The 20,557-nt window shown below is 63.5% G+C and carries 18 protein-coding genes and 1 pseudogene; 14 read left to right on the top strand and 5 right to left on the bottom strand.

The features are described from left to right. The first annotated feature begins 3 nt into the window (after window positions 1-3). From BMX67_RS13900 to fba, 6 genes are all read left to right on the top strand, one after another. Window positions 4-759: an SDR family NAD(P)-dependent oxidoreductase gene (locus BMX67_RS13900; protein ID WP_090736187.1), complete on the top strand. Its 756-nt coding sequence runs from the start codon at window positions 4-6 to the stop codon at window positions 757-759. 335 nt (window positions 760-1,094) lie between these two features. Continuing rightward, entirely contained in the window at window positions 1,095-1,868 is a 774-nt protein-coding gene (locus tag BMX67_RS13895) for a DeoR/GlpR family DNA-binding transcription regulator (RefSeq protein ID WP_090736171.1), read from the top strand. Window positions 1,869-1,879: 11 nt separating this feature from the next. Beyond that, a complete protein-coding gene (locus BMX67_RS13890; protein ID WP_090736168.1) occupies window positions 1,880-2,638 on the top strand; it encodes a triose-phosphate isomerase in 759 nt (252 codons plus the stop codon). Window positions 2,639-2,650: 12 nt separating this feature from the next. Further along, window positions 2,651-3,112, top strand: coding sequence for a D-erythrulose-4-phosphate isomerase (gene derI, locus BMX67_RS13885; protein WP_090736165.1), 462 nt, complete (start codon window positions 2,651-2,653; stop codon window positions 3,110-3,112). A gap of 18 nt (window positions 3,113-3,130) precedes the next feature. Continuing rightward, window positions 3,131-4,108 carry a class 1 fructose-bisphosphatase gene (locus BMX67_RS13880; RefSeq protein WP_090736156.1) on the top strand — a complete coding sequence of 326 codons (978 nt, stop codon included), beginning with the start codon at window positions 3,131-3,133 and terminating at the stop codon, window positions 4,106-4,108. A 5-nt stretch (window positions 4,109-4,113) separates the two neighbouring features. Then, the gene (fba, locus tag BMX67_RS13875; RefSeq protein ID WP_090736153.1) at window positions 4,114-5,148 is read left to right on the top strand and encodes a class II fructose-bisphosphate aldolase; all 1,035 of its coding nucleotides are present in this window, start codon (window positions 4,114-4,116) and stop codon (window positions 5,146-5,148) included. Between the two features lie 63 nt (window positions 5,149-5,211). Here the strand turns inward: fba and BMX67_RS13870 are convergent, their stop codons facing one another. Genes BMX67_RS13870 through BMX67_RS13855 form a run of 4 tightly spaced genes read right to left on the bottom strand, consistent with a single transcriptional unit; the run spans window position 5,212 to window position 10,282 of the window. After that, window positions 5,212-6,150 (bottom strand): sugar-binding transcriptional regulator, encoded by a 939-nt coding sequence (locus BMX67_RS13870; RefSeq protein WP_090736379.1) that lies wholly within the window; start codon window positions 6,148-6,150, stop codon window positions 5,212-5,214. Between the two features lie 55 nt (window positions 6,151-6,205). After that, on the bottom strand, window positions 6,206-7,138 hold the full coding sequence (locus BMX67_RS13865; RefSeq protein WP_090736150.1) for a sugar phosphate isomerase/epimerase family protein: 933 nt from the start codon (window positions 7,136-7,138) through the stop codon (window positions 6,206-6,208). Between the two features lie 10 nt (window positions 7,139-7,148). Then, window positions 7,149-8,666: a glycerol-3-phosphate dehydrogenase gene (locus BMX67_RS13860; protein ID WP_090736149.1), complete on the bottom strand. Its 1,518-nt coding sequence runs from the start codon at window positions 8,664-8,666 to the stop codon at window positions 7,149-7,151. Then, window positions 8,663-10,282 carry an FGGY-family carbohydrate kinase gene (locus BMX67_RS13855; protein ID WP_090736144.1) on the bottom strand — a complete coding sequence of 540 codons (1,620 nt, stop codon included), beginning with the start codon at window positions 10,280-10,282 and terminating at the stop codon, window positions 8,663-8,665. The genes BMX67_RS13860 and BMX67_RS13855 overlap by 4 nt, the downstream gene beginning before the upstream one ends. A gap of 560 nt (window positions 10,283-10,842) precedes the next feature. Here BMX67_RS13855 and BMX67_RS13850 point away from each other — a divergent pair. The 7 genes from BMX67_RS13850 to BMX67_RS13820 all read left to right on the top strand — a co-directional run bounded on the left by BMX67_RS13850 (window position 10,843) and on the right by BMX67_RS13820 (window position 19,310). Then, complete coding sequence (locus BMX67_RS13850) at window positions 10,843-11,508, top strand: DUF2291 family protein (protein ID WP_090736142.1); 666 nt, start codon at window positions 10,843-10,845, stop codon at window positions 11,506-11,508. After that, entirely contained in the window at window positions 11,505-13,061 is a 1,557-nt protein-coding gene (locus BMX67_RS13845) for a sugar ABC transporter ATP-binding protein (protein ID WP_245739459.1), read from the top strand. The genes BMX67_RS13850 and BMX67_RS13845 overlap by 4 nt, the downstream gene beginning before the upstream one ends. Window positions 13,062-13,087: 26 nt before the next feature. Next, window positions 13,088-14,134 carry an ABC transporter permease gene (locus tag BMX67_RS13840; RefSeq protein ID WP_090736141.1) on the top strand — a complete coding sequence of 349 codons (1,047 nt, stop codon included), beginning with the start codon at window positions 13,088-13,090 and terminating at the stop codon, window positions 14,132-14,134. Between the two features lie 98 nt (window positions 14,135-14,232). Next, complete coding sequence (locus tag BMX67_RS13835; RefSeq protein ID WP_090736140.1) at window positions 14,233-15,180, top strand: D-ribose ABC transporter substrate-binding protein; 948 nt, start codon at window positions 14,233-14,235, stop codon at window positions 15,178-15,180. Window positions 15,181-15,277: 97 nt separating this feature from the next. Continuing rightward, the gene (locus BMX67_RS13830; RefSeq protein WP_090736137.1) at window positions 15,278-16,141 is read left to right on the top strand and encodes a DeoR/GlpR family DNA-binding transcription regulator; all 864 of its coding nucleotides are present in this window, start codon (window positions 15,278-15,280) and stop codon (window positions 16,139-16,141) included. 17 nt (window positions 16,142-16,158) lie between these two features. Beyond that, window positions 16,159-17,673, top strand: coding sequence for an FGGY-family carbohydrate kinase (locus BMX67_RS13825; RefSeq protein WP_090736135.1), 1,515 nt, complete (start codon window positions 16,159-16,161; stop codon window positions 17,671-17,673). Next, window positions 17,670-19,310, top strand: coding sequence for a glycerol-3-phosphate dehydrogenase/oxidase (locus BMX67_RS13820; protein ID WP_217645859.1), 1,641 nt, complete (start codon window positions 17,670-17,672; stop codon window positions 19,308-19,310). The genes BMX67_RS13825 and BMX67_RS13820 overlap by 4 nt, the downstream gene beginning before the upstream one ends. 133 nt (window positions 19,311-19,443) lie before the next feature. On the opposite strand, the gene tnpC is transcribed toward BMX67_RS13820, so the two are convergent. Beyond that, window positions 19,444-20,322 (bottom strand): IS66 family transposase, encoded by an 879-nt coding sequence (gene tnpC, locus BMX67_RS13815; protein ID WP_245739458.1) that lies wholly within the window; start codon window positions 20,320-20,322, stop codon window positions 19,444-19,446. Between tnpC and BMX67_RS13810 the strand changes: the two are divergent. Continuing rightward, window positions 20,288-20,548 (top strand): annotated as a pseudogene (locus BMX67_RS13810) (transposase); the annotation flags it as partial. The gene tnpC and the pseudogene BMX67_RS13810 sit on opposite strands and share 35 nt — an antisense overlap. Window positions 20,549-20,557 lie beyond the last annotated feature (9 nt).

Raw genomic sequence — 20,557 nt, 5'->3', positions numbered from 1 at the left:
GTCATGACGAAGAAAACCGCAATCATCACGGGGGCCGCACGCGGTATCGGACTGGCCACGGCGCGGCTGATGTCAGGGCAGGGCTGGCGCGTGGTGCTGGCTGATATTGACAGCGACGAACTGGCCCTTGTGGCACAGGGCTGGGACGATGCGCTTGCCGTGCCCTGCGATGTGTCGGACCCCGATCAGGTGGCGGCGATGGTCGATCAGGCCGTCGCTTGGTCTGGGGGCATCGACGCTTTGGTCAACAATGCGGGCGTCGCCGATTTCCGTCCGATGGGTGAAACCGATCTGGCGATCTGGCGACGGATCATGTCGGTCAATCTGGATGGTGTGTTCCTGTGTTCGCAGGCGGCGATCCCGCATCTGGCCCGGACCGGGGGTGCGATCGTGAACATCGCCTCTATTTCCGGGCTGCGGGCCAGCACCTTGCGGGTGGCTTATGGCACATCGAAGGCGGCGGTGATCCACCTGACCCGTCAGCAGGCGGCCGAGCTGGGCCAGCAGGGCATCCGCGCCAATTGTGTTGCCCCCGGTCCGGTCGATACCAAGCTGGCGCTGGCGGTCCACAGCCCCGAAATCCGCGCGGCCTATCACGATGCAATTCCCCTGAACCGCTATGGCCGCGAAGATGAAATCGCGCAGGCGATTGCGTTTCTGTGCAGCGAACGGGCGTCCTATGTGACCGGGCAGGTGCTGGCCGCAGATGGCGGGTTCGAGGCGACGGGCGTCGGCCTGCCCGCGCTGCGCGCCGTCTAGCGCAGCGCGGACCAAGCGCGCTTCCTGATGGCTGTGCGGATATGGATTTCGGCATGGGCCGCTGTCATGTTGCCACCCTGCACCTCAGGTAGCCGACATCCGGATCCGCGGCGCGTTCACGAAGCGCCGCCAGGCACCCCGAAACCTTCTGAAAGGCAGACGGGAAAAGGGCTTTGGCCAGGAAATCGATGACGGCAACATGATTGGGCAGGTGTCAGCGGACGCAATATCTTAACAATTAACATCACAAAGTAACAGAAATTATGTTGCGTTAGCCGCGCCCGATGTTACAAACAGCCCAGAGACGACTCGGGGTCTTCTCTGGAGGAGGGGGTATGAAGCGCGACGAGCGCCGCCAAGCGATCATGGATATCCTGGTCGAGGATCGGGCGGTCGATCTGGATGATCTGGCCGATCGCTTTGCCGTTTCCAAGATGACCATCCATCGCGATCTGGATGATCTGGAACAGGCCGGGCTGCTGCGCAAGGTTCGTGGCGGCGCGACGATCGAGACTGGTACCCAATTCGAAAGTGATTTTCGCGTGCGCGAGCTTCAGGATAGCGCAGCCAAGTCGCGAATGGCGCGCGCGGCGATGGAACTGGTTGAACCGGGCATGACCGTGATGATCAACGATGGGTCCATGGCCTCGCTTCTGGGTGCACGGCTGGCCGACAAGGCACCGCTTACGGTGATCACGAATAATGCGGCGGTTCTGGATCACCTGAAAGACGCGCCGCGGGTCACCTTGATCGCGCTTGGCGGGGTCTTCAGTGCAAAGTTCAATGGATATTTCGGTCTGGTGACCGAACAGGCGTTGGCAGGCCTGCGGGCTGATATCGCCTTCATCTCGACCCCGGCGCTGTCAGGGCTGCAGGCCTTTCATATGGACGAGCCGGTGGTACGCGCCAAGCGCGCCATGATCGAGGGGGCTGAGCGGCGCGTCCTTCTGGTCAACCATCTGCGCTTCGGGCGTCCGGCGCTGCATGTGCTGGCCGACCTGTCGGAATTCGACGCCATCATCACCGACGCACCGCCCGCGGCCGAAGACCGCGCGGCGCTGGATCGCGCCGGCATCGCCTTGACCGTCGCCAAGGCCCCCACGAACTAAGGATTGACGACATGAGCTTCTGGATCGGCACCAGCTGGAAAATGAACAAGACCCTGGCCGAGGCCCGGATCTTTGCCGAAGGGCTGGCCGCCGCCGATGCCGATCGCGACGACCGCATCCAGCGCTTTGTCATTCCGCCCTTCACGGCCATGCGCGAGGTCAAGGCGATGCTGGCACAGACCAGCGTCAAGGTCGGCGCCCAGAACATGCACTGGGCCGATGACGGCGCCTGGACGGGCGAGATCAGCCCACTGATGCTGACCGATTGCAACCTGGACATCGTTGAACTGGGCCACAGCGAACGGCGCGAGCATTTCGGCGAAACCGACGAAACGGTCGGTCTGAAAGCCGAGGCCGCGGTGCGCCACGGGCTGATCCCGCTGATCTGCATCGGCGAAACCCTTGCCGAGCGCGAGGCGGGCCGCGCACAGGACGTGCTGGAGGCGCAAGTTCGTGGCGCGTTAGGGCGGCTGTCCGGCGATCAGAAGCTGGCACCGATCCTTCTGGCCTATGAACCGGTCTGGGCCATCGGCGTGAACGGAATTCCCGCCAGCGCCGATTATGCCGATGCGCGGCAGGCCGAGATTGTTGCCGTTGCGCAAAATGTGTTGGGGCACAAGGTTCCCTGCCTTTATGGCGGCTCGGTCAATCCCGAGAACTGCGAAGAACTGATCCAATGCCCGCATATCGACGGGCTGTTCATCGGACGCTCCGCCTGGAAGGTCAAAGGTTATCTGGACATTCTGGCGCGCTGCGCCGCGACACTGTGAAGGAGAGACGATATGAAACTGGCAATCGCAGGTGACAGCGCGGGCGAGGGTCTGGCCAAGGTTCTGGCCGACTACCTGAAGGACAAGCACGAGGTGTCCGAAATCAGCCGCACCGATGCCGGCCCGGACGCATTCTATGCAAACCTGTCGGACCGCGTCGCATCGCAGGTTCTGGACGGCACCTATGATCGCGCGATTCTGGTCTGCGGCACCGGTATCGGCGTCTGCATTGCGGCCAACAAGGTGCCTGGCATCCGCGCCGCGCTGACCCATGACACCTATTCGGCTGAACGCGCCGCGCTGTCAAACAACGCGCAGGTCATCACCATGGGCGCCCGCGTGATCGGCGCCGAGGTCGCCAAGACCATCGCCGACGCGTGGCTGGCCGAGACGATGAATTTCGACGCCGCCGGCAAATCCGCCGGCAACGTGAACGCCATCGACGAGGTCGATGCGAAATACAACAAGGGCTGAGGCCCCCGGATCACCGCCATGCTGACCTTGCCCAATGACGGCCCCGCGCAGGGCCGCCCGATCCGCGACGTGCTGGCCCATGACGGGCCGGAGGCCATCGTGCTGGCCCTGGCGCAGGCCCTGCCGCCCTTGGCCACGCGTCTTGCCGCGGGGCGCTTGCACGGAGACCCTGAAGAGATCGTGGGCGTCAATGACAGCGGTGACAAGCAGAAGGCACTGGATGTGGCGGCACATCATCACATGCTGCAAGTGCTGCGTGTGGCGGGAGTTCGGCAGGTGCTGTCGGAAGAGGCCGACGAGGTGATCGCCCTGAACGATGCCGGTGCGTTCGACGTGGCGATCGATCCCATCGACGGGTCGGGCAGTATCGGCATCGGCGCGCCGTTGGGGATGTTGTTCTCGGTCATGCCCGCCGCGCCGGAAGGGTTTCTGCGCAGCGGTCGTGCCATCGTGGCGGCGGGATATGCGTCATTCGGACATTCGCTGGATTTCGGCTGGTCGGTGGGGCAGGGCGTCCAGATCGCGGGCTTTGATACCGGAACGGGTGAATTCCGGCTGGTGCGCGAAAATGTACTGCTGAAGCCTGCGGCCTCGACCATCGCCTACAACGCCTCGAACGAACGCCACTGGTCGCCGGGGTTGCGGGCCTGGCTGCGCGATCTGCGCGCCGGTGCCGACGGTCCTCGCGGTCGCGACTTCAACATGCGCTGGCTGGCCGCCGCCGTGGGCGAATTGCATCGCATCCTGCTGAAGGGCGGCGCATTCCTTTATCCTGCGGATGCCCGCGCGGGCTATGAAGACGGTCGGCTGCGGCTGATCTATGAGTGCGCCCCGATCGCCTTCCTGATCGAACAGGCCGGCGGCGCGGCCAGCGATGGGCGCGGCCCGATCCTGGATCGACAGCCCGCCGGACTGCACGATTTCACCCCCCTCATCTTCGGCGCACGGGACGAGGTCGCGACGATCCTCGACTATCTTGCCGACCATCAAGGATAACAGCCATGGCCATGATCACGCTTCGCCAACTTCTGGACCACGCCGCCGAGCATGGCTATGCGGTCCCCGCCTTCAATATCAACAACATGGAACAGGGACTTGCGGTGATGCAGGCCGCGCAGGCGACCGACAGTCCGGTGATCCTGCAGGCCAGCCGGGGCGCCCGCGCCTATGCCAATGATCTGGTGCTGGCCGGGTTGATCGAGGGCTTTGCCCGTGCCTTTCCAGAGATCCCGGTCTGCATGCATCTGGATCACGGCAATGGCCTGTCGACCTGCGCGACCGCGATCCAGAACGGCTTTACCAGCGTCATGATGGACGGCAGCCTGAAGGCCGATGGAGCGACCCCCGCGGACTACGACTATAACCGCGACATCACCGCCCGCGTGGTCGAGATGGCCCATGCTTGTGGCGTCTCGGTCGAAGGCGAGCTGGGCGTTCTGGGCAGTCTGGAAACCGGGATGGGCGATCAGGAGGACGGCCATGGCGCGACCGAGAAACTGTCCGAAGATCAGCTGCTGACCGACCCCGACGAGGCTGCGCGCTTTGTGGCCGATACCGGCGTAGATGCGCTGGCTGTCGCGATGGGGACAAGCCACGGCGCCTACAAGTTCACGCGCAAGCCCGATGGTCAGATCCTTGCTATGCATGTGATCGAGGCGATCCACGCGCGCATTCCGAACACGCATCTGGTCATGCATGGTTCCAGTTCGGTCCCCGAGGATCTGCAGAAGATCATCAATGCCTATGGGGGCGATATCCGGCCGACCTGGGGCGTTCCGGTCGAAGAAATTCAGCGCGGCATCAAGTCGGGCGTGCGCAAGGTCAATATCGACACCGACAACCGCCTTGCGATGACTGCGGCGATCCGCCGGACCCTGACCGAGGACCCGTCAGAGTTCGATCCACGAAAATACCTGAAGCCTGCGATGGCGTTGATGTCCGAGGTTTGTCGCAACCGCTTTGAAGCCTTTGGCACGGCGGGCAATGCCTCGAAGATCCGTCCGCTTACATTGTCCGAAATGGCCGGGCGCTACTGAACCCGTTACGGCCGGGGCGGGCCGGGCCATGCCTGCCCCCTTGGCCCGCCGCCGACAGGCAGGTCACGCCAGAAGTGCGCGGGCCGTGGCTTCGTCGGTGATCAGGCCGGACAGGCGCCCGCTGTTCAACACCGCGCGGATCGCCGGATGTTTGTCCGTGCCACCGGCGATCGCCACCAGATGCCCGCCGAGATCCGCAGAGAGCGTGCGTCGACCGACGCGTGTTTCCAGGACATGGCCACGGGCGTCGAAGAAATGGCCCAGGAATTCGCCGACGCCGCCAGCCGCGTTGATTTCGGCAATTTCATCGGCTTCGATCATGCCCGAGGCAACAAGCTGCGCCCGCGCATCCGCCGGACCAAGCCCCGCGAATTTTAGATCAGCCTTGTTCGCCCGATCCATGATCTCGCGCACTCCGGGCTGGGCCAGCAGGACTTTTCGATCCTTCTCGGAATTTGCGAAGAAGGGCACCGGCAGGACATGGGCCGCCGCGCCGGTCTTTTCGGCAATGCGATGCATCACGTCATGGGGGTTGGCGGTATAGTGCCGCGTCAGCCCGCCAAGCAGGGATACGAAGGCGACGTTGCGGGCGTCCATCCGGGGAAGCTGCTGCACGGCGGCCGCCATGGTGCGGCCATGGCCAAGCCCGATCATGGCATGTGCGCCGCGCTCGATTTCGCGGCGCATGAAGGCTGCTCCGGCCATGCCCAATGCCCGCAGCGGCAGGCCGGGTTCACCCAGATCCGGGGCGACTTCGCAATAGTCCAGATCGTATCTGGCGCACAGCTGATCTTCCAGCATCGCGCATTCCACGATCTCACCCTCGATCGAGACCTTGACGACCCCTTCGGCAACCGCCCTGGCGATCAGTCGATGCGTCTTGACGGATGTCAGGCCCAGACGTTTCGCGACGGCAGCCTGTGTCAGGCCGCCGATATAGTGCAGCCAGGCTGCCCGCGTGGCCAGGCTGTGATCCGGGTCGATGGGTCCGCGCGCAGGCATCAGCATTTCCTTTTGGTCGGCGTTCAGGTCATCGCGCATCCCTGCCGCGACCTCTTCAGATATTCAGCTTGTCGGCGCCCGTGTCGATATGCGGAGCCCAAAAGGCAACGCTTTCGGCGATTTGCGGAATGACCTCGCGGTCATTCGGTTCGCGTTCCTTGAAGCTGAGTTCAAGACAGATCTCGTTGTCCTTGGCGCCACCCTCGGCCAGTGCCGCCAGCAGGGGGGCGGGCTGGATGCGGCCCCGCGCGTTGAATTCGGCGGTGAAGGGGCGGTGGCCGCCCTTGTCCATCAGCGACTGCTTGATATGGATGATCGGGCTGACCCTGGGCACAGCGCGCGCCCAGGCATAGGGGTCATAATCGTCGGGATCGGCGCTGGTGACGTCGCCATGGTCGATATCGGCCATCATCCACATCGGCACGGCCATATCGGCCGTGCTTAACCGGTCCTGCAGTGCCATGCAGGCCGCGATCGTCTCGCCGAATTCGCGTCCGATGCTCATCGGTTCCCAGAACACATACTCAAGGCCGGCTCCCTTGGCATGTTCGGCGACTTCAGCCCAGCAATCGATGGCGATCTTGATCAGGTCTTCGCGGCGGGCCTGGTCGTCATAGTCGCGATAGGTGAAGATCGCGAATTGCGTGCCGACGCTGCTGCCGCCCAGATCGGCGGTGATATCCGCAAAGGTCTTGAACCAGTCAACATAGTAGCGGCGCACATCGCGGTCGGGATGGCCGAAATGGTTCAGCCGCCCATAGGGACCGGTCATGCCGCTGGTCACGCGCACACCGGTGCGGTGCAGCGCTGCACCCATCTGCCGGGTCAGCCGCCGGATGACCGGCGCGGGCCATGAGGGGTTGATGAACTCATGGGTCAGTTGCAGGTCGCGGATGCGCAGATCGCGGGCGACGGTGTCGATCAGGTCGCAGGGATCGGCAAAGCGATTGACCAGCGGATTTGTGTTCAGCGACAGGGTCAGGGGCATGGGGTGTCCTTCAGGCTGCCTTGGCCAGATCCGAGGTGTTGAACCAGTCGACAAAGTCCTGCCGCTGCGACGCCGACAGGTGCAGATAGTGCTTGGTCCGCCGCCACAGGATGTCTTCGGGGCGCAGCGCCCATTCCTTGCGGACCAGATAGCGGGCCTCGGCCTCGTAAAGCTGTCCGCCGAAATGGCGGCCAAGATCGGCCAGGTTCATCGCACCTGCGACCACGTCCTTTGTCCGCGCCCCGTAAAGCCGGCCGTAATGGTGAACCAGATCGCGCGGCATCCACGGATGCAATTCGCGCAGCAGGTTGGCATAGCTTTCATAATCGGCATTGGCGATTTCACCGCCCGGCAGCGGGGCGGTTTCGGTCCAGTCGCCGCCCATCTGCGGAAAGATGTCCCGAAGCTTGTGCATCCCGCGCTCGGCCAGTTCGCGGAAGGTCGTGATCTTGCCGCCAAAGACGTTCAGCAGCGGCGCACCGCCGGTCTGGTCCAGATCGAAGACATAGTCGCGCGTCACCGCCGAGGGGTTGCCCTGCCCGTCGTCGAACAGCGGGCGAACGCCGGAAAACGTCGTCAGCACATCCTCGCGCCGCAGCTTTTCCTTGAAATACCGGTTCACGGCGCTCAGCAGATATTCGATTTCTGCCTCGTCGGCGGTCACATCCTCGGCGCGGCCGTCATAGGCGATGTCGGTGGTGCCGATCAGCGCCTTGTCGCCTTCATAGGGATTGATGAAGATCACGCGCTTGTCGTGGTTCTGCACCAGATAGGCGTTGTTGCCCTGCCAGAATTTCGGAACGATGATGTGGCTGCCCTTGACCAGCCGCACGTTCCGGGCCGAGTTCGCACCCGCGACACGGGTGATGAAATCGGTGACCCAGGGGCCGGCACAATTGACCAGACAGCGCGCACGGAACGTCCGGGTCTGGCCGGTGATGTCGTTGCGCGTCTGGACGGTCCATGCGCCATCCTCGCGGCGGGCCGAGATGCAGGGGCTGCGGGTCAGAACCTCGGCACCCTTTTCGGCGGCGTCCACCGCATTCAGCACCACCAGCCGCGCGTCGTCCACCCAGCAATCGCTGTATTCGAAACCTTTGGTGTATTGGTCCAGCAGCGGTGCGCCCTCGGGGTCGCGGGTCAGGTCCAGCGTACGGGTGCCGGGCAGTTTCTTGCGCCCGCCAAGATGGTCGTACAGAAACAGCCCCAGCCGGACCAGCCAGGCGGGCCGGTCCTGCGGGCTGTGTGGCAGCACGAAACGCATCGGCCAGATGATATGCGGGGCGGCACGCATCAGCACCTCGCGTTCGATCAGGGCCTCGCGGACCAGCCGGAATTCGTAATATTCCAGATAGCGCAAGCCGCCATGCACCAGCTTGCCGGACCGGGACGAGGTGCCCTCGGCCAGATCGTCCTTTTCGCACAGGACGACCTTCAATCCGCGCCCCGCCGCATCGCGCGCGACCCCGGCGCCATTGATGCCGCCGCCGATCACGAACAGGTCGATCATGTCGCTGTCTTTGCTCATTGCTGAATTCCTTTCGTCGATGCCACGCGGGCGGCGGACAGGGCGTCCCAGGTCGGGGGCAGGGCGGTGCGGGCCGCCGTGAATGCGGGAAACAGGTGGTCATAGGCGGAAACCAGTGCCGCATCCGGGGGTTCGGCCGGGCCAAGCAGGGGCGTCACCCATTCGGCGATGCAGGACTGCATGTCGGGATAGGCGCCGATCGCCACGGCCGCCATCATCGCCGCGCCGGCGGCGCCCGCTTCGTCGCGGTCGGAAACGCGGACCGGGGCGTTCAGGCTGGCCGACAGGATGCCGCGCAGACCTTGCGACCTTGCCGCACCGCCGGTCAGGCGCAGTTCCGAGGGCAGGGGCCCCATCGCCGCATAGCAATCGCGCATCGCCATCCCGATGCCCTCGGCCACGGCGCGGACCAGATCGGGATAACGATGCCCTGCGGAAAGCCCGGCGAATCCGGCTCGGGCGTCGGCATTGACAAAGGGGCCACGCTCGCCCGCGTCGGAAATATAGGGATGATAGACGATCTGGCCGGGCTGCGATTGCGCCAACCAGTTCTCGACATGGGCGATCAGGTCACGATGGCTGACGGCGGTGCCCATATCCGACATGATCCCCGCGGCGATGTTCAGAACCCAGTCCAGGTTCAGCGTCGCGGCCATATTGGTCTGGACCTGTGTCACGATGCCGGGGATCGGCAGGCAGATCACATATCCGGTGCCTTCGGCGTTCAGATGCACATCACCCGCGCCGACGGCCCGAAGATGCACTCCGGTCGAGCCGACGGTCGAACAGGCGATATCGCCGTACGCCCCGTCATAGACGCCCGCGCCAAGCGCGGTCATCACCATATCGACATAGCCAAGACTGACGGGCGTTCCCGCCAGCAGACCGGTTTGTGCCGCCGCCTCGGGCGTCAGCGGATGCGTGACCTTGGCACCTTCGATGATTTCGGGCAACAGCTTGCGGCGATGGGTCAGGCCAAGCGCCTCGATGACGCTTTCATCATAGGCGCGGTCCCGGAAATTGCCGAAAGTAAAGCTGGCTTCCGAGGGGTCGGTCGCGCGGACCCCGGTAAGGTTCAGATAAAGCCAGTCCTTGCAGTGCAGCGCAACCTCGGTCCTGTTCAGCAGTTCAGGAAAATGGGCGTCCATATGCGCCATCTGACTGCCCTGTTGGCAGGTGTTCAGGCCGGTGCCTGTCGCTTCGAACCGCGCACGGTTCTGCGGGGCCGCGGCAAGGCGGCGCACCGTCAAGGCGGCACGGGCATCAAGCCACAGCCAGGCATCATCAACCGGCCCGTCTGGCCCGACCAGCCAGGTGCCATCCCCTTGCGCGGTCACAGACAAAGCGGCGGTGCGTTTCGCCAGATCAGGCACCTTTTCGGTCAGACCGCGCAGCGCCGCCGAACAGTCGGCCCAGGTCTGCGACAACGATTGCGTCGCGCTGCCGTCATGGCCCGTATGATAGCGATTCGGCACCGAGGCAGCGGCGACCTGACGCCCACGCAGCGTGAAGGCCACGGCCTTGATGACCGAGGTTCCGGCATCGATTCCAACAATAAGATCAGATGCCTGACAGAAATTTGTCGCTGATTCCGATCCGTTGCCTGTGCCGGTCATGCCACCCCTCCCTTGCGGTGATCTGCCTGAGAGCCGCATATGATCTATATCGCAGAGTTCTAACATAATGAATGCATTTTATTGCCAGCGAGGAAATAAATTTCATCTCCCGATCGGGCGCGTTTGTGGCGCGCAACTGATCTGGCATGTCGCTGGTACGTCGCCACTGATGCGGATAGTTGCAGCGGAATGATTCATGGCAGTTCGTTGTTAATAGAAGGATAAATATCTATTTCCGGATCCATTGCCGCGCTATACTCCGGCAGCCACAGCCAACGGTTCTACCGAAGCGAAGCGGGCAGTAGCGTCGATTCTTCGTCGCCCGGGACGGTGAGATCGCCCCGCTCTCGGGCAAAGAACGATTTTCTTTCTTGATCTGTTTATATCACTGTTCTATCACAGGTGGCACGGCTTCGACGTCAGCTGGGGAGAGCGGGCGACGAGACCGGGTTGAGGGAGGACATCATGCGCATCACTTCGCGAACCTGCCTCGCATTTGTCGGGATCGCGGCCCGCAATCAGGGTGGCCGGCGGTCGTTCCAATTCTCGGAGGTTCGCAGATGACATCAGGCAGCACCCTGTCCGCCCCCGCCCAGAAAGCGCCTGCTCCGTCGCGCCGCGGCCTATATATCGGCTTCGGCGCCGCCATCGTTGTTCTGGCAGCCATGGCGATCGACACCACGGTCGTGCAGATCGGGTCGGATGCCGATGTCCGCGCGCAGGTCTTTTCGCCAGACAGTTATGGCCAGGCCGAATTTCCGCGGATCGCCGAGGTGGTGAAAAGCCGTGCGGTCGATGCCGCGACGCTGGCCCCGGCGGTTCTGGCCGACAAGAATGCCGCCGCCGAGGAATATGGCGTTCCCGCCTCGACCGGGGCGATCATGTTCACGACCGTGACCGGCACCGTCGGTGAAGGCAAGTCCGGCGTCTACAAGCTGCAAGCCGAGGGCGTGCCCGACGACATTACCGTTCGCGTCCAGACCGGCCCCGCTGTCAATGGCACCGATCTGCGCGATGCGCCGGGTGATATCGAATTCGGTCAGTTCAAGAACCAGATCGAATATCAGGATGCCGGATCGGGCATCAACCGGGCCATGAAAGCCGCCATTCTGGACCCGATCGACAATTCGGATCTGACCGGCAAGACCATGACGGTCACCGGCGCCTTCCGCCTGATCAATCCCAAGAACTGGATGATCACCCCGGTCGAGCTGAGCGTCGAATGAGCGCGCCGGTGAATATCGCGGGCGAGATGCCCGAGGGCGATCCCGATGCGCGCGAAGTCGTTCTGGCCGCCCGCAACGTCGCCAAATCCTATGGCCAGGTCCATGCGCTGAAAGGTGTCAATTTCGACATCCATCGCGGCCAGGTCACCACGCTGTTCGGTGAAAACGGTGCGGGCAAATCGACGCTGATGAAGATCCTGTCGGGCGTGATCCAGCCGACCAGCGGCGAGATCATCCTTGATGGTCAGCCCGTCGCCTTCAACAACTCGACCGAAGCGCGAGAGCAGGGCATCTCGATCATCCATCAGGAACTTAGCCTGGCGCCGAACCTGTCGGTGCGCGACAACATCTTCATGGGCCGCGAGATCAAGGGTCCGACCGGCGTGAATTTCGCCGAGGAAGAGCGTCAGACCCGCAAGCTGATGGCAGAGCTTGAAGAGGATATCGACCCGCTGACCCCGGTCGAGGAACTGCGCCTTGGTCAGCAGCAGATCGTTGAAATCGCGCGCGCGCTGTCGGTCGACAGCCGGATCCTGATCATGGACGAACCGACCAGCGCCCTTTCGGCCAGCGAGGTCGAGGTGTTGTTCAAGGTCATTCGCGACCTGACGGCCAAGGGTGTCAGCATCGTCTATATCTCGCACCATCTGGAAGAGGCGCTGACCATCACCGATCATGCGGTGGTGCTGCGTGACGGCAACATGACGGCCTATGCGCCGCGTGCCGAGATCGATCTGGAATGGATCGTTCGCAACATGGTCGGCGAGAATTATGATCTGGGCAGTCCGCCGGACACCGCGCTGGGGCAATCCGCGCTGTCGATCCGTGATCTGACGGTGCCGGACCCGGCGGGTGGCTTCAATCTGGTCGACGGGCTGTCGCTGGATATCCGCGCGGGCGAGATCGTCTGCATCTATGGCCTGATGGGCGCGGGACGGACCGAGTTGCTGGAAACCTGCGCGGGCAAGCTGCGTGCCAGTTCCGGCGAGATCGTCCTTGAAGGCAAGGAAGTCTCGCATCTGTCCATCGCCGAGCGTATCGCCCGCGGCCTTGCCCTGGTCCCCGAGGATCGTCAGCGTGACGGCCTTGTCCAGACGATGAGCGTGGGCGAAAACCTGTCGCTGGCCTCGATTGCCAGTTTTACCAAGGGGCTGTTCACCCAAAGACGGGCCGAGCGTCAGCTGGTCGACAACAGCATCCGCGAAGTGACGGTCAAGACCTCGGGGCCGGGTGCCGCCATCGGGTCGCTGTCGGGCGGCAATCAGCAGAAGGTCGTCATCGGCAAGATGCTGGCTACGAAGCCGCGTGTCATCATGTTGGACGAACCTTCGCGCGGGATCGATATCGGTGCCAAGGCCGAGGTGTTCCGCCTGCTGTCCGAAGAGGCCAGGCAGGGGCTTGCGGTCATCTATTCGACCTCTGAAGTCAGTGAATGCCTGTCGATCGCGCATCGGATCATCGTCATGCACAAGGGCCGCATCTCGGCCGAGTTCGATTCCACCGTCACCAAGGAAAAGATCATGGCCGCCTCGGGCGAGTCCGTGGCCGCCTGATGGGCGAGAGTGAGAGGAAGAAATCCATGTCCGCCGCTACGACCACCGCCGCCGCGAATGGCAAGAAGAAGGCAGATTTCAGCATCGGCCGGCTGCTGCTGGAAGGCCGGGCCTTTTTCGCGCTGATCGCGATCATTGTCGTCTTTTCGCTGCTGTCCCCGAATTACCTGACCGTCAGCAACCTGCTGATCATGTCCAGCCATGTGGCGATCTATGGCATTCTGGCCATCGGGATGCTGCTGGTGATCCTGAACGGGGGCATCGACCTGTCTGTCGGCTCGATCCTGGCGCTGGCCGGGGTCAGCGCGGGCGCGATGATGCAGGGTCTTCAGATCGAGGCGATGGGCGTCATCCTGTATCCGCCCGTCTGGGCCGTGGTGGTCCTGACCTGCGTTCTGGGTGCGCTGGTTGGCGCGGTGAACGGGGTGCTGATATCGGTGTTCAAGGTCCCGGCTTTCGTTGCGACACTGGGCGTCATGTATGTGGCGCGCGGGGTTGCGCTGCTGATGACGAACGGGCTGACCTATAACAACCTGTCGGGCCGCCCCGAACTGGGCAATACCGGCTTCGACTGGCTGGGCTTCAACCGCATCGCGGGGGTGCCGATTTCGGTCATCGTGCTGGCGGTGCTGGCGATCATCGGCGGACTGATGCTGTCGCGATCATCCTTCGGGCGTTGGCTTTATGCCTCGGGCGGCAATGAACGCGCGGCCGAACTGTCCGGCGTGCCGACCCGGCGCGTGAAGATCACCGTCTATACGCTGTCGGGGATGCTGTCCGCGGTGGCCGGTCTGGTGCTGGCCTCGCAGCTGACATCGGCCGGCCCCACCGCCGGTGTGACCTATGAGCTGACCGCGATCGCGGCGGTGGTCATCGGTGGCGCCGCCCTGACCGGCGGGCGCGGCACGATGCGCGGCACGATGCTGGGTGCCTTCGTCATCGGCTTTCTGTCCGACGGGCTGGTGATCATCGGGGTGTCGTCCTACTGGCAGACCGTCTTTACCGGCGCGGTGATCGTGCTGGCCGTGCTGTTGAACTCGCTTCAATACGGGCGGGGTGGCCGCAAGGGCTGATCCGTCGCTGACCTTCCCCGCCCGGCGCATTGCCAAGCCAGCCGGGTGGAAAGACGGCCCCGTCGGGGTCGAACCATCAACCAAGGGAGAGAAGAGAAATGATGAAGATGACGCGCCGCCTGCTTCTGGCCGCAGTTGCCACCGCGCCTTTGATGGCCAGTGCCGCCCAGGCCGAAGGCCTGATCTCGATCATCGTCAACGACCCGGCGAACCCCTATTGGTTCACCGAGGGCGAGGTCGCCAAGGCCACCGCCGAAGAACTGGGCTATGATGCGAATGTCGCGGCCCACAAGGGCGACACCAACAGCGAAAGCACGCTGGTCGATACCGCGATCACCAACAAATCCGTCGCCATCATCCTCGATCCGGCGAATGCGGACGGATCGGTCGGCGCGGTCAAGAAGGCCGTGGATGCCGGCATCCCGGTATTCCTGGTCAATGCCGAAATCAACCAGGAGGGTCTGGCCAAGGCTCAGCTTGTGTCGAACAACGCCCAGGGCGCGGCGCTGGGTGCGCAGGCATGGGTCGAGGCCGTCGGTGACAGCGGCAAATATGTCGAATTGTTCGGCAACCCCGCCGACAACAATGCGCAGACCCGCTCGAATGGCTACGAGACTGTTCTGACCCAATATCCGGATCTGGAAAAGGCCGGGCAAGAGGTTGCCAACTGGGATCGTACCCAAGGTTATCAAAAGGCGCAGTCGCTGCTGCAGGCCAATCCCGATGTGATCGGCGTGATCTCGGGCAATGACGAGATGGCGCTGGGGGCTATCGCTGCGCTGAAAGAGGCGGGCAAGCTGGATCAGGTCAAGGTCGGCGGTTTTGACGGATCGCCCGATGCGGTCGAAGCCGTGAAGGCGGGCGAGATGCAGTATACCGTCCTGCAGCCCGTTGCCGTCTTCGCCGAAGAGGCCGTTCGTCAGGCCGACAATTTCATCAAGACCGGCGAAACCGGCGCCGACAGTGAAAAGCAGCTGTTCGATTGCCTGCTGATCACCAAGGACAATGTCGAAAACTACACCGCAGCCTTCGTGCTGGAACAGTGATCGACCACAGGGGGCGCGTTCTTTGGCGCCCCCTTTTCCTGCCGGGTCGGTTTGGACCGACGGCCAGCCGCCGCCGATGGCAGGACAGGAACGCGCCATGACCGATGTCAAAGCAAATACCCCCCGCCCTGACCAGATCGAGCGACTGGTCGCAGACGACCTGCCCTCGGACAGTCGTCAGGCGCGGCAGATCGCCCGTCGCCAATTGATCGCCGAGGCGGTGATGGCCGAGGGGACGATGCGGATCGAGGATCTGGTCGAGCGTTTCGGCATCAGCCTGATGACCGCCCATCGCGATCTGGACGAGCTGGTCGCCCGCGGCCTGCTGCGCAAGACGCGCGGGGTCGTGTCTGCCGCGCCGACCAGCCTGATCGAATCCAGCGATGCTTATCGAGAAACCCGCCAGGGTGCCGAAAAAACCGCCATCGCGGCGATTGCCGCGCAGTATATCGAACCGGGGCAGGCGGTCTTTCTGGACGATTCCACGACGGTTGCCCGCATGGTGCCGCATCTGGGCGCCAAGGTACCGCTGACCGTCATCACCAATTCGCTGATGATGATGAATGCGCTGAAAGATATCCGCGATCTGACCTTGCTGGGTCTGGGCGGGCAGTTTCATCAGTGGTGCAATGCTTTCATGGGCCATGTCACAACGCAGGAAATCCGCAGCCTGCGCGCGGACACGGCCTTTATCTCGCTTTCGGCGATCACCGACGGGACCGTGTTCCACCAATCCCCCGACACGGTCGAAACCAAGCGCGCCATGTTCGCCAGCGCGCGCACCCGTATCCTGTTGGCCGATCATACGAAATTCGAACGACGCGCCCTTCATGCGATGGCGCCACTGGGCGATTTCGACATGATCATCGTCGATGACGGCACGCCAGCGGCCCTGACCCGGCGGATGCGGTCGCAGGGCATCAATGTCGTCGTGGCCCGCCCCGACGGCACGACCGCCTGACGATCAAGGACGACGCCATGCCTTTGCTTTTGGGAATCGATAACGGGCTGACCGTCACCAAGGCGGTCATCTTTGACGAGGGGGGGCGCGTCCTGTCGCTTGCGCGGCGGCGCGTACCGCAATTGATGTCCGCGCCGCGCCATGTCGAACGGGACATGGACGTCCTGTGGACCCAGACCGCCGCCGCGATCGCCGAGGCGGTTCAGGCCTGTCCGCGCCCGGCATCGGATATTGCCTGCGTAGCAGCGACCGCGCATGGCGATGGGATCTATCTGCTGGATCGGCAGAAACGTCCGCTGGGGCCGGGTATCCTGTCGCTGGACAGCCGGGCGGGTGACGTCGTCGCCCGATGGGAACAGGACGGGACCGCCGCAACGGCTTTGGCGCGGACCGGGCAGATGCCCCACGCCTCGGCGCCATCGGCGTTGCTCGCATGGATGCAGTCGCAGGACCCTGCGCGTTTTGGGCAAATCGCGCATGTGCTGGCCTGCAAGGATTGGCTGCGCTTCTGCCTGACCGATCAGGTGGCCACCGACCTGACCGAAGCCAGCACCTCGTTCACCGATGTCCAGACCCAGGACTATGCCGCCGACATCCCGGCCATCTTCGGTCTGCCGGACCTGTCTGGCAAGCTGCCCCGCATCCTTGGCCCCGACGCCATCGCGGGCCGGATCAGCAAGGCCGCCGCATCAGCGACGGGTCTGGTCGCCGGCACGCCGGTGGCTGGTGGTCTGCATGATGTGACCGCCTCGGCGCTTGGGGCAGGGGGCTATGGCAAGGGCGTGGTCGCAATCGTTGCCGGAACCTATTCCATCAATGAAACCGTTTGCGATCAGCCCAAGGTCGATCCCCGTTGGTTCTGTCGAAACGGGCTGCGGCGCGGCGAATGGAACAGCATGGCGATTTCGCCCGCCTCGGCGGCGAATTACGACTGGTTTCTGGACAACCTATGCGGCGTCGAGCGTCGTGCAGCCGAGGCAGAGGGCCGCGCCTTTCACGCCGAGATCACGATAGAAATCGAGGCCGCGATGGCGCGACCGTCAAGTGCGATCTTTCATCCCTATCTGTTCGGATCGCCTTTGGGTCCGACCGCTAGCGGCGCCTTTCTGGGGCTGCGTGGCTGGCAGGATCGAGGTGATATGCTGCGGGCCGTGATCGAGGGCATCGCATTCAATCATCGCGCCCATGTCGATGCGCTGCGCGACGGTTTCGATCCGCAGACGGCCCGGCTGACCGGGGGGATTTCGCGAAGCCCGCTATTTGCGCAATTGTTTGCCGATGCGCTGAACATGCCGGTCAGTGTCAGCGATACGGACGAAGCCGCCGCCTGGGGCGCGGCCTTGTGTGCCGGTGCCGCAATCGGGGTCCTTGCCGATCCCTGTGCCGATCCGCGCGACATGGCCGCCCTGACCCGGACCTATCGCCCCGACCCTGCCCGCGCTGCGGATATGCAGACCCGCTATGACGTATTCAATGAACTGACCCGTGCCCTGGCCCCGCTATGGCCGCGAATCGAAAGGTTGGCAGAATGACCGCGCCCCGTGATATCGATGTGCTGATCCTTGGTGCGGGGATCAATGGCGCGGGTCTGTTTCGCGACCTGTGCGAACAGGGTGTCACCTGCATCATCAGCGACAAGGGCGATTTCGGCGGCGGAACATCCTCGGCCCCGTCACGATTGATCCATGGCGGCATCAAATATCTTGAGACGGGCGAACTGGGCCTTGTCGCGCAATCCTCGCTTGAACGGAACCTGTTGCTGCGAAATGCGCCGCATCTGGTGCGGCCCTTGCCGACGGTGATCCCGATCTTTTCCTGGCTGAAAGGGATCATGCCCGCGCTGCGCACGCTGTTTGGCTCGACCACGGCGCCGCGCAGCCGGGGTGCCGTGCTGATGAAGATGGGCCTGTCGATCTATGATTTCTATGGTCGTCGCCATCGGGTCATGCCGCGCCATCAACTGTGGTCGCGCAAGCGCGCCTTGCGCGAGATACCACCGCTGACGCCCCGGATCGTGGCCGCAGGCCAGTATTACGATGCCACCGTCACCCAGCCCGAGCGTCTGGTCTGGGAATTGCTGGCTGACGGGATGCGGGCCAACCCGGATTGTCAGGCGATGAACTATACCAGCATCACCGGCACCGACGGCCAGATCGTGACGCTGCAGTCGCCGGGCGGCCCGGTTTGCGTGCGGCCGCAGATCGTGGTGAATGCGGCGGGCCCGTGGATTGACCGCGTGAATGATCAGCTGGGCGCCCCCTCAAAGCTGATCGGAGGCACTAAAGGTTCGCATATCCTGCTGGATCATCCCGCCCTTCTTGATGCCCTGAAGGGGCGGATGATCTATTTCGAGGCCGATGACGGGCGCATCTGCCTGGTCTTTGATTATCTGGGACGCGCGCTGGTCGGATCGACGGATATCCGCGCCGACGATCCCGATGAGGTCCGGTGTGAGGAAGATGAAATCGACTATTTCATCGCCGCCCTGCGCGGGCTGTTGCCGGGGCTGCATTTCGACCGCGACCAGATCGTCTATGCCTATTCAGGCATCCGTCCCTTGCCGGCCAGCGATGGCACCGCGCCCGGCCTGATCAGTCGCGATCACTCGGCCCCGGTGGCCGAACCGCATGGAGACAGGCAATGGCCGATCCTGTCGCTGGTCGGTGGAAAATGGACCACCTTTCGCGGCTTTGCCGAAGAGGTTGCCGATCTGCTGCTGGCCCGGCTGGACAAGCCGCGCCGGCACAGCACGCAGCATCTGCCCATCGGCGGCGGACGCGACTATCCTTCGGATCCCGATGCATGGGTTGGGCAGGCAAGCGCCGCGCCCGACCGCGCCGGGATGCTGCTGTCACGCTATGGCAGCTTTGCAAAGGATATCTTGGCACAGGAGGACGGCGCACCCGAACCCGTCATTGATGCCCCGGACTATTCCCGGCAAGAGCTGGCCTGGGTGATCCGCGAAGGTCAGGTGCGACACCTGACCGACATTCTGATGCGGCGGACCGCCCTTGCGGTGACGGGTCGGCTGACCAAACGCAATCTACGGCAGATCGCGGAAATCTGCGCCGAGGTGCTGGGTTGGGACGCCCCCCGTCTGGAATCCGAAATTCGCGACGCGACCATGACCCTGCAAAACCGTCACCGGATGCGGTACTTGAACGACTGAAAGGCAGGGCCGAAAGACCCTGAGATGGCAATGGCTGTCCATCGGCCATGCGCCAGACCCCGGACATTTGGGTCAGGATACATTGATTTTGCGGGAACAGCATGATTCACGGCCTGGAAAACGGAGCCGTGAATCACGCCGTGCGACCAAAATCAATGCATCCTGACCCTAGGTAAGCAAGGGGCTCAATGCCATTGATTTTTGCGGTGGCGATCAGGGAGGCGATGCGCGCCCAGGATCGACCGCCCTCGTCATGGCCGGCGAAGAGTGCATTCTTTCTGGTCGGGGCAGTCGGTCGGATCAGGTTCTTGGCATTATTTGAGTCGATCTCGACACGGCCATCGCGCAGGAAGGTCTGCAGCCCATCCCAGTGGCGGTGGATATATGCCAGCTTTTCACCGAGACGCGACTTCATCGATAAGCGCCAGCATTGCGCCTGCAGCCATTCGCCGGAGGCCGCGACCAGCGGCGCCGTGCGCGCCTGGCGGGCCGACAGCCGATGGTCCGGGCAGATGCCGCGGATCTCAGCCTCGATCCGGTAAAGCTCGGCAATCCGGCGCAGACCTGCGGCGGCGATCCCGGATCCGTCGCGATAGAAGATCTTCTTCAGCTTGCGTCGGGCATGCGCCCAGCAATGGGCGACAGTGATCGGCGCGCCGCCTGTCCGGGACGGCCGCGTCAGGCGGTCGTAGCCGCTATAGCCATCCAGCTGCAGGATGCCGTCAAAGCCCTGCAGGATGTGCTCTGCGTTCTCGTCCGCACGGTCAGGCGCATAAGCGAAGACCACACCGGGGGGATCGTCCCCCCCCCGCCCCATGAGCAGCCATCGTATGCCAGAGCCCAGAGGTAGCCCGTCTTCGTCGGTCCACGGCCAGGAGCGGTCGTCTCGTCCATCAACAGCTTGTTCGGTAATCTCCCCCGATCTTAAGGGGATGCGGAAGTAGAATTTTCTCGGCAGGATGAACGAGGAGATTCCGATGAAGAAGACACGATTCACCGAGGCCCGGATCATGGGCGTGCTGCGGCAGATGGAGGGCGGTGTGCCCGCCGCCGAGCTGTGCCGCGAGCACGGGATGAGCAGCGCCACGCTGTACAAGTGGCGGGCGAAGTATGGCGGCATGGACGCCAGCCTCATCAGCGAGATGAAGGCGATGGCCGAGGAGAACCGGCGGCTGAAGCGCATGTACGCCGACGTCAGCATGCAGAACGACCTGCTGAAGGAGGCGCTCGGAAAAAAATGATCCGGC

The sequence above is a fragment of the Paracoccus homiensis genome (assembly GCF_900111675.1).
Taxonomy (GTDB): Bacteria; Pseudomonadota; Alphaproteobacteria; order Rhodobacterales; family Rhodobacteraceae; genus Paracoccus; species Paracoccus homiensis.
Note: the sequence above shows the minus strand (reverse complement) of the source record. Positions and strands in the feature narration are given on the sequence as shown.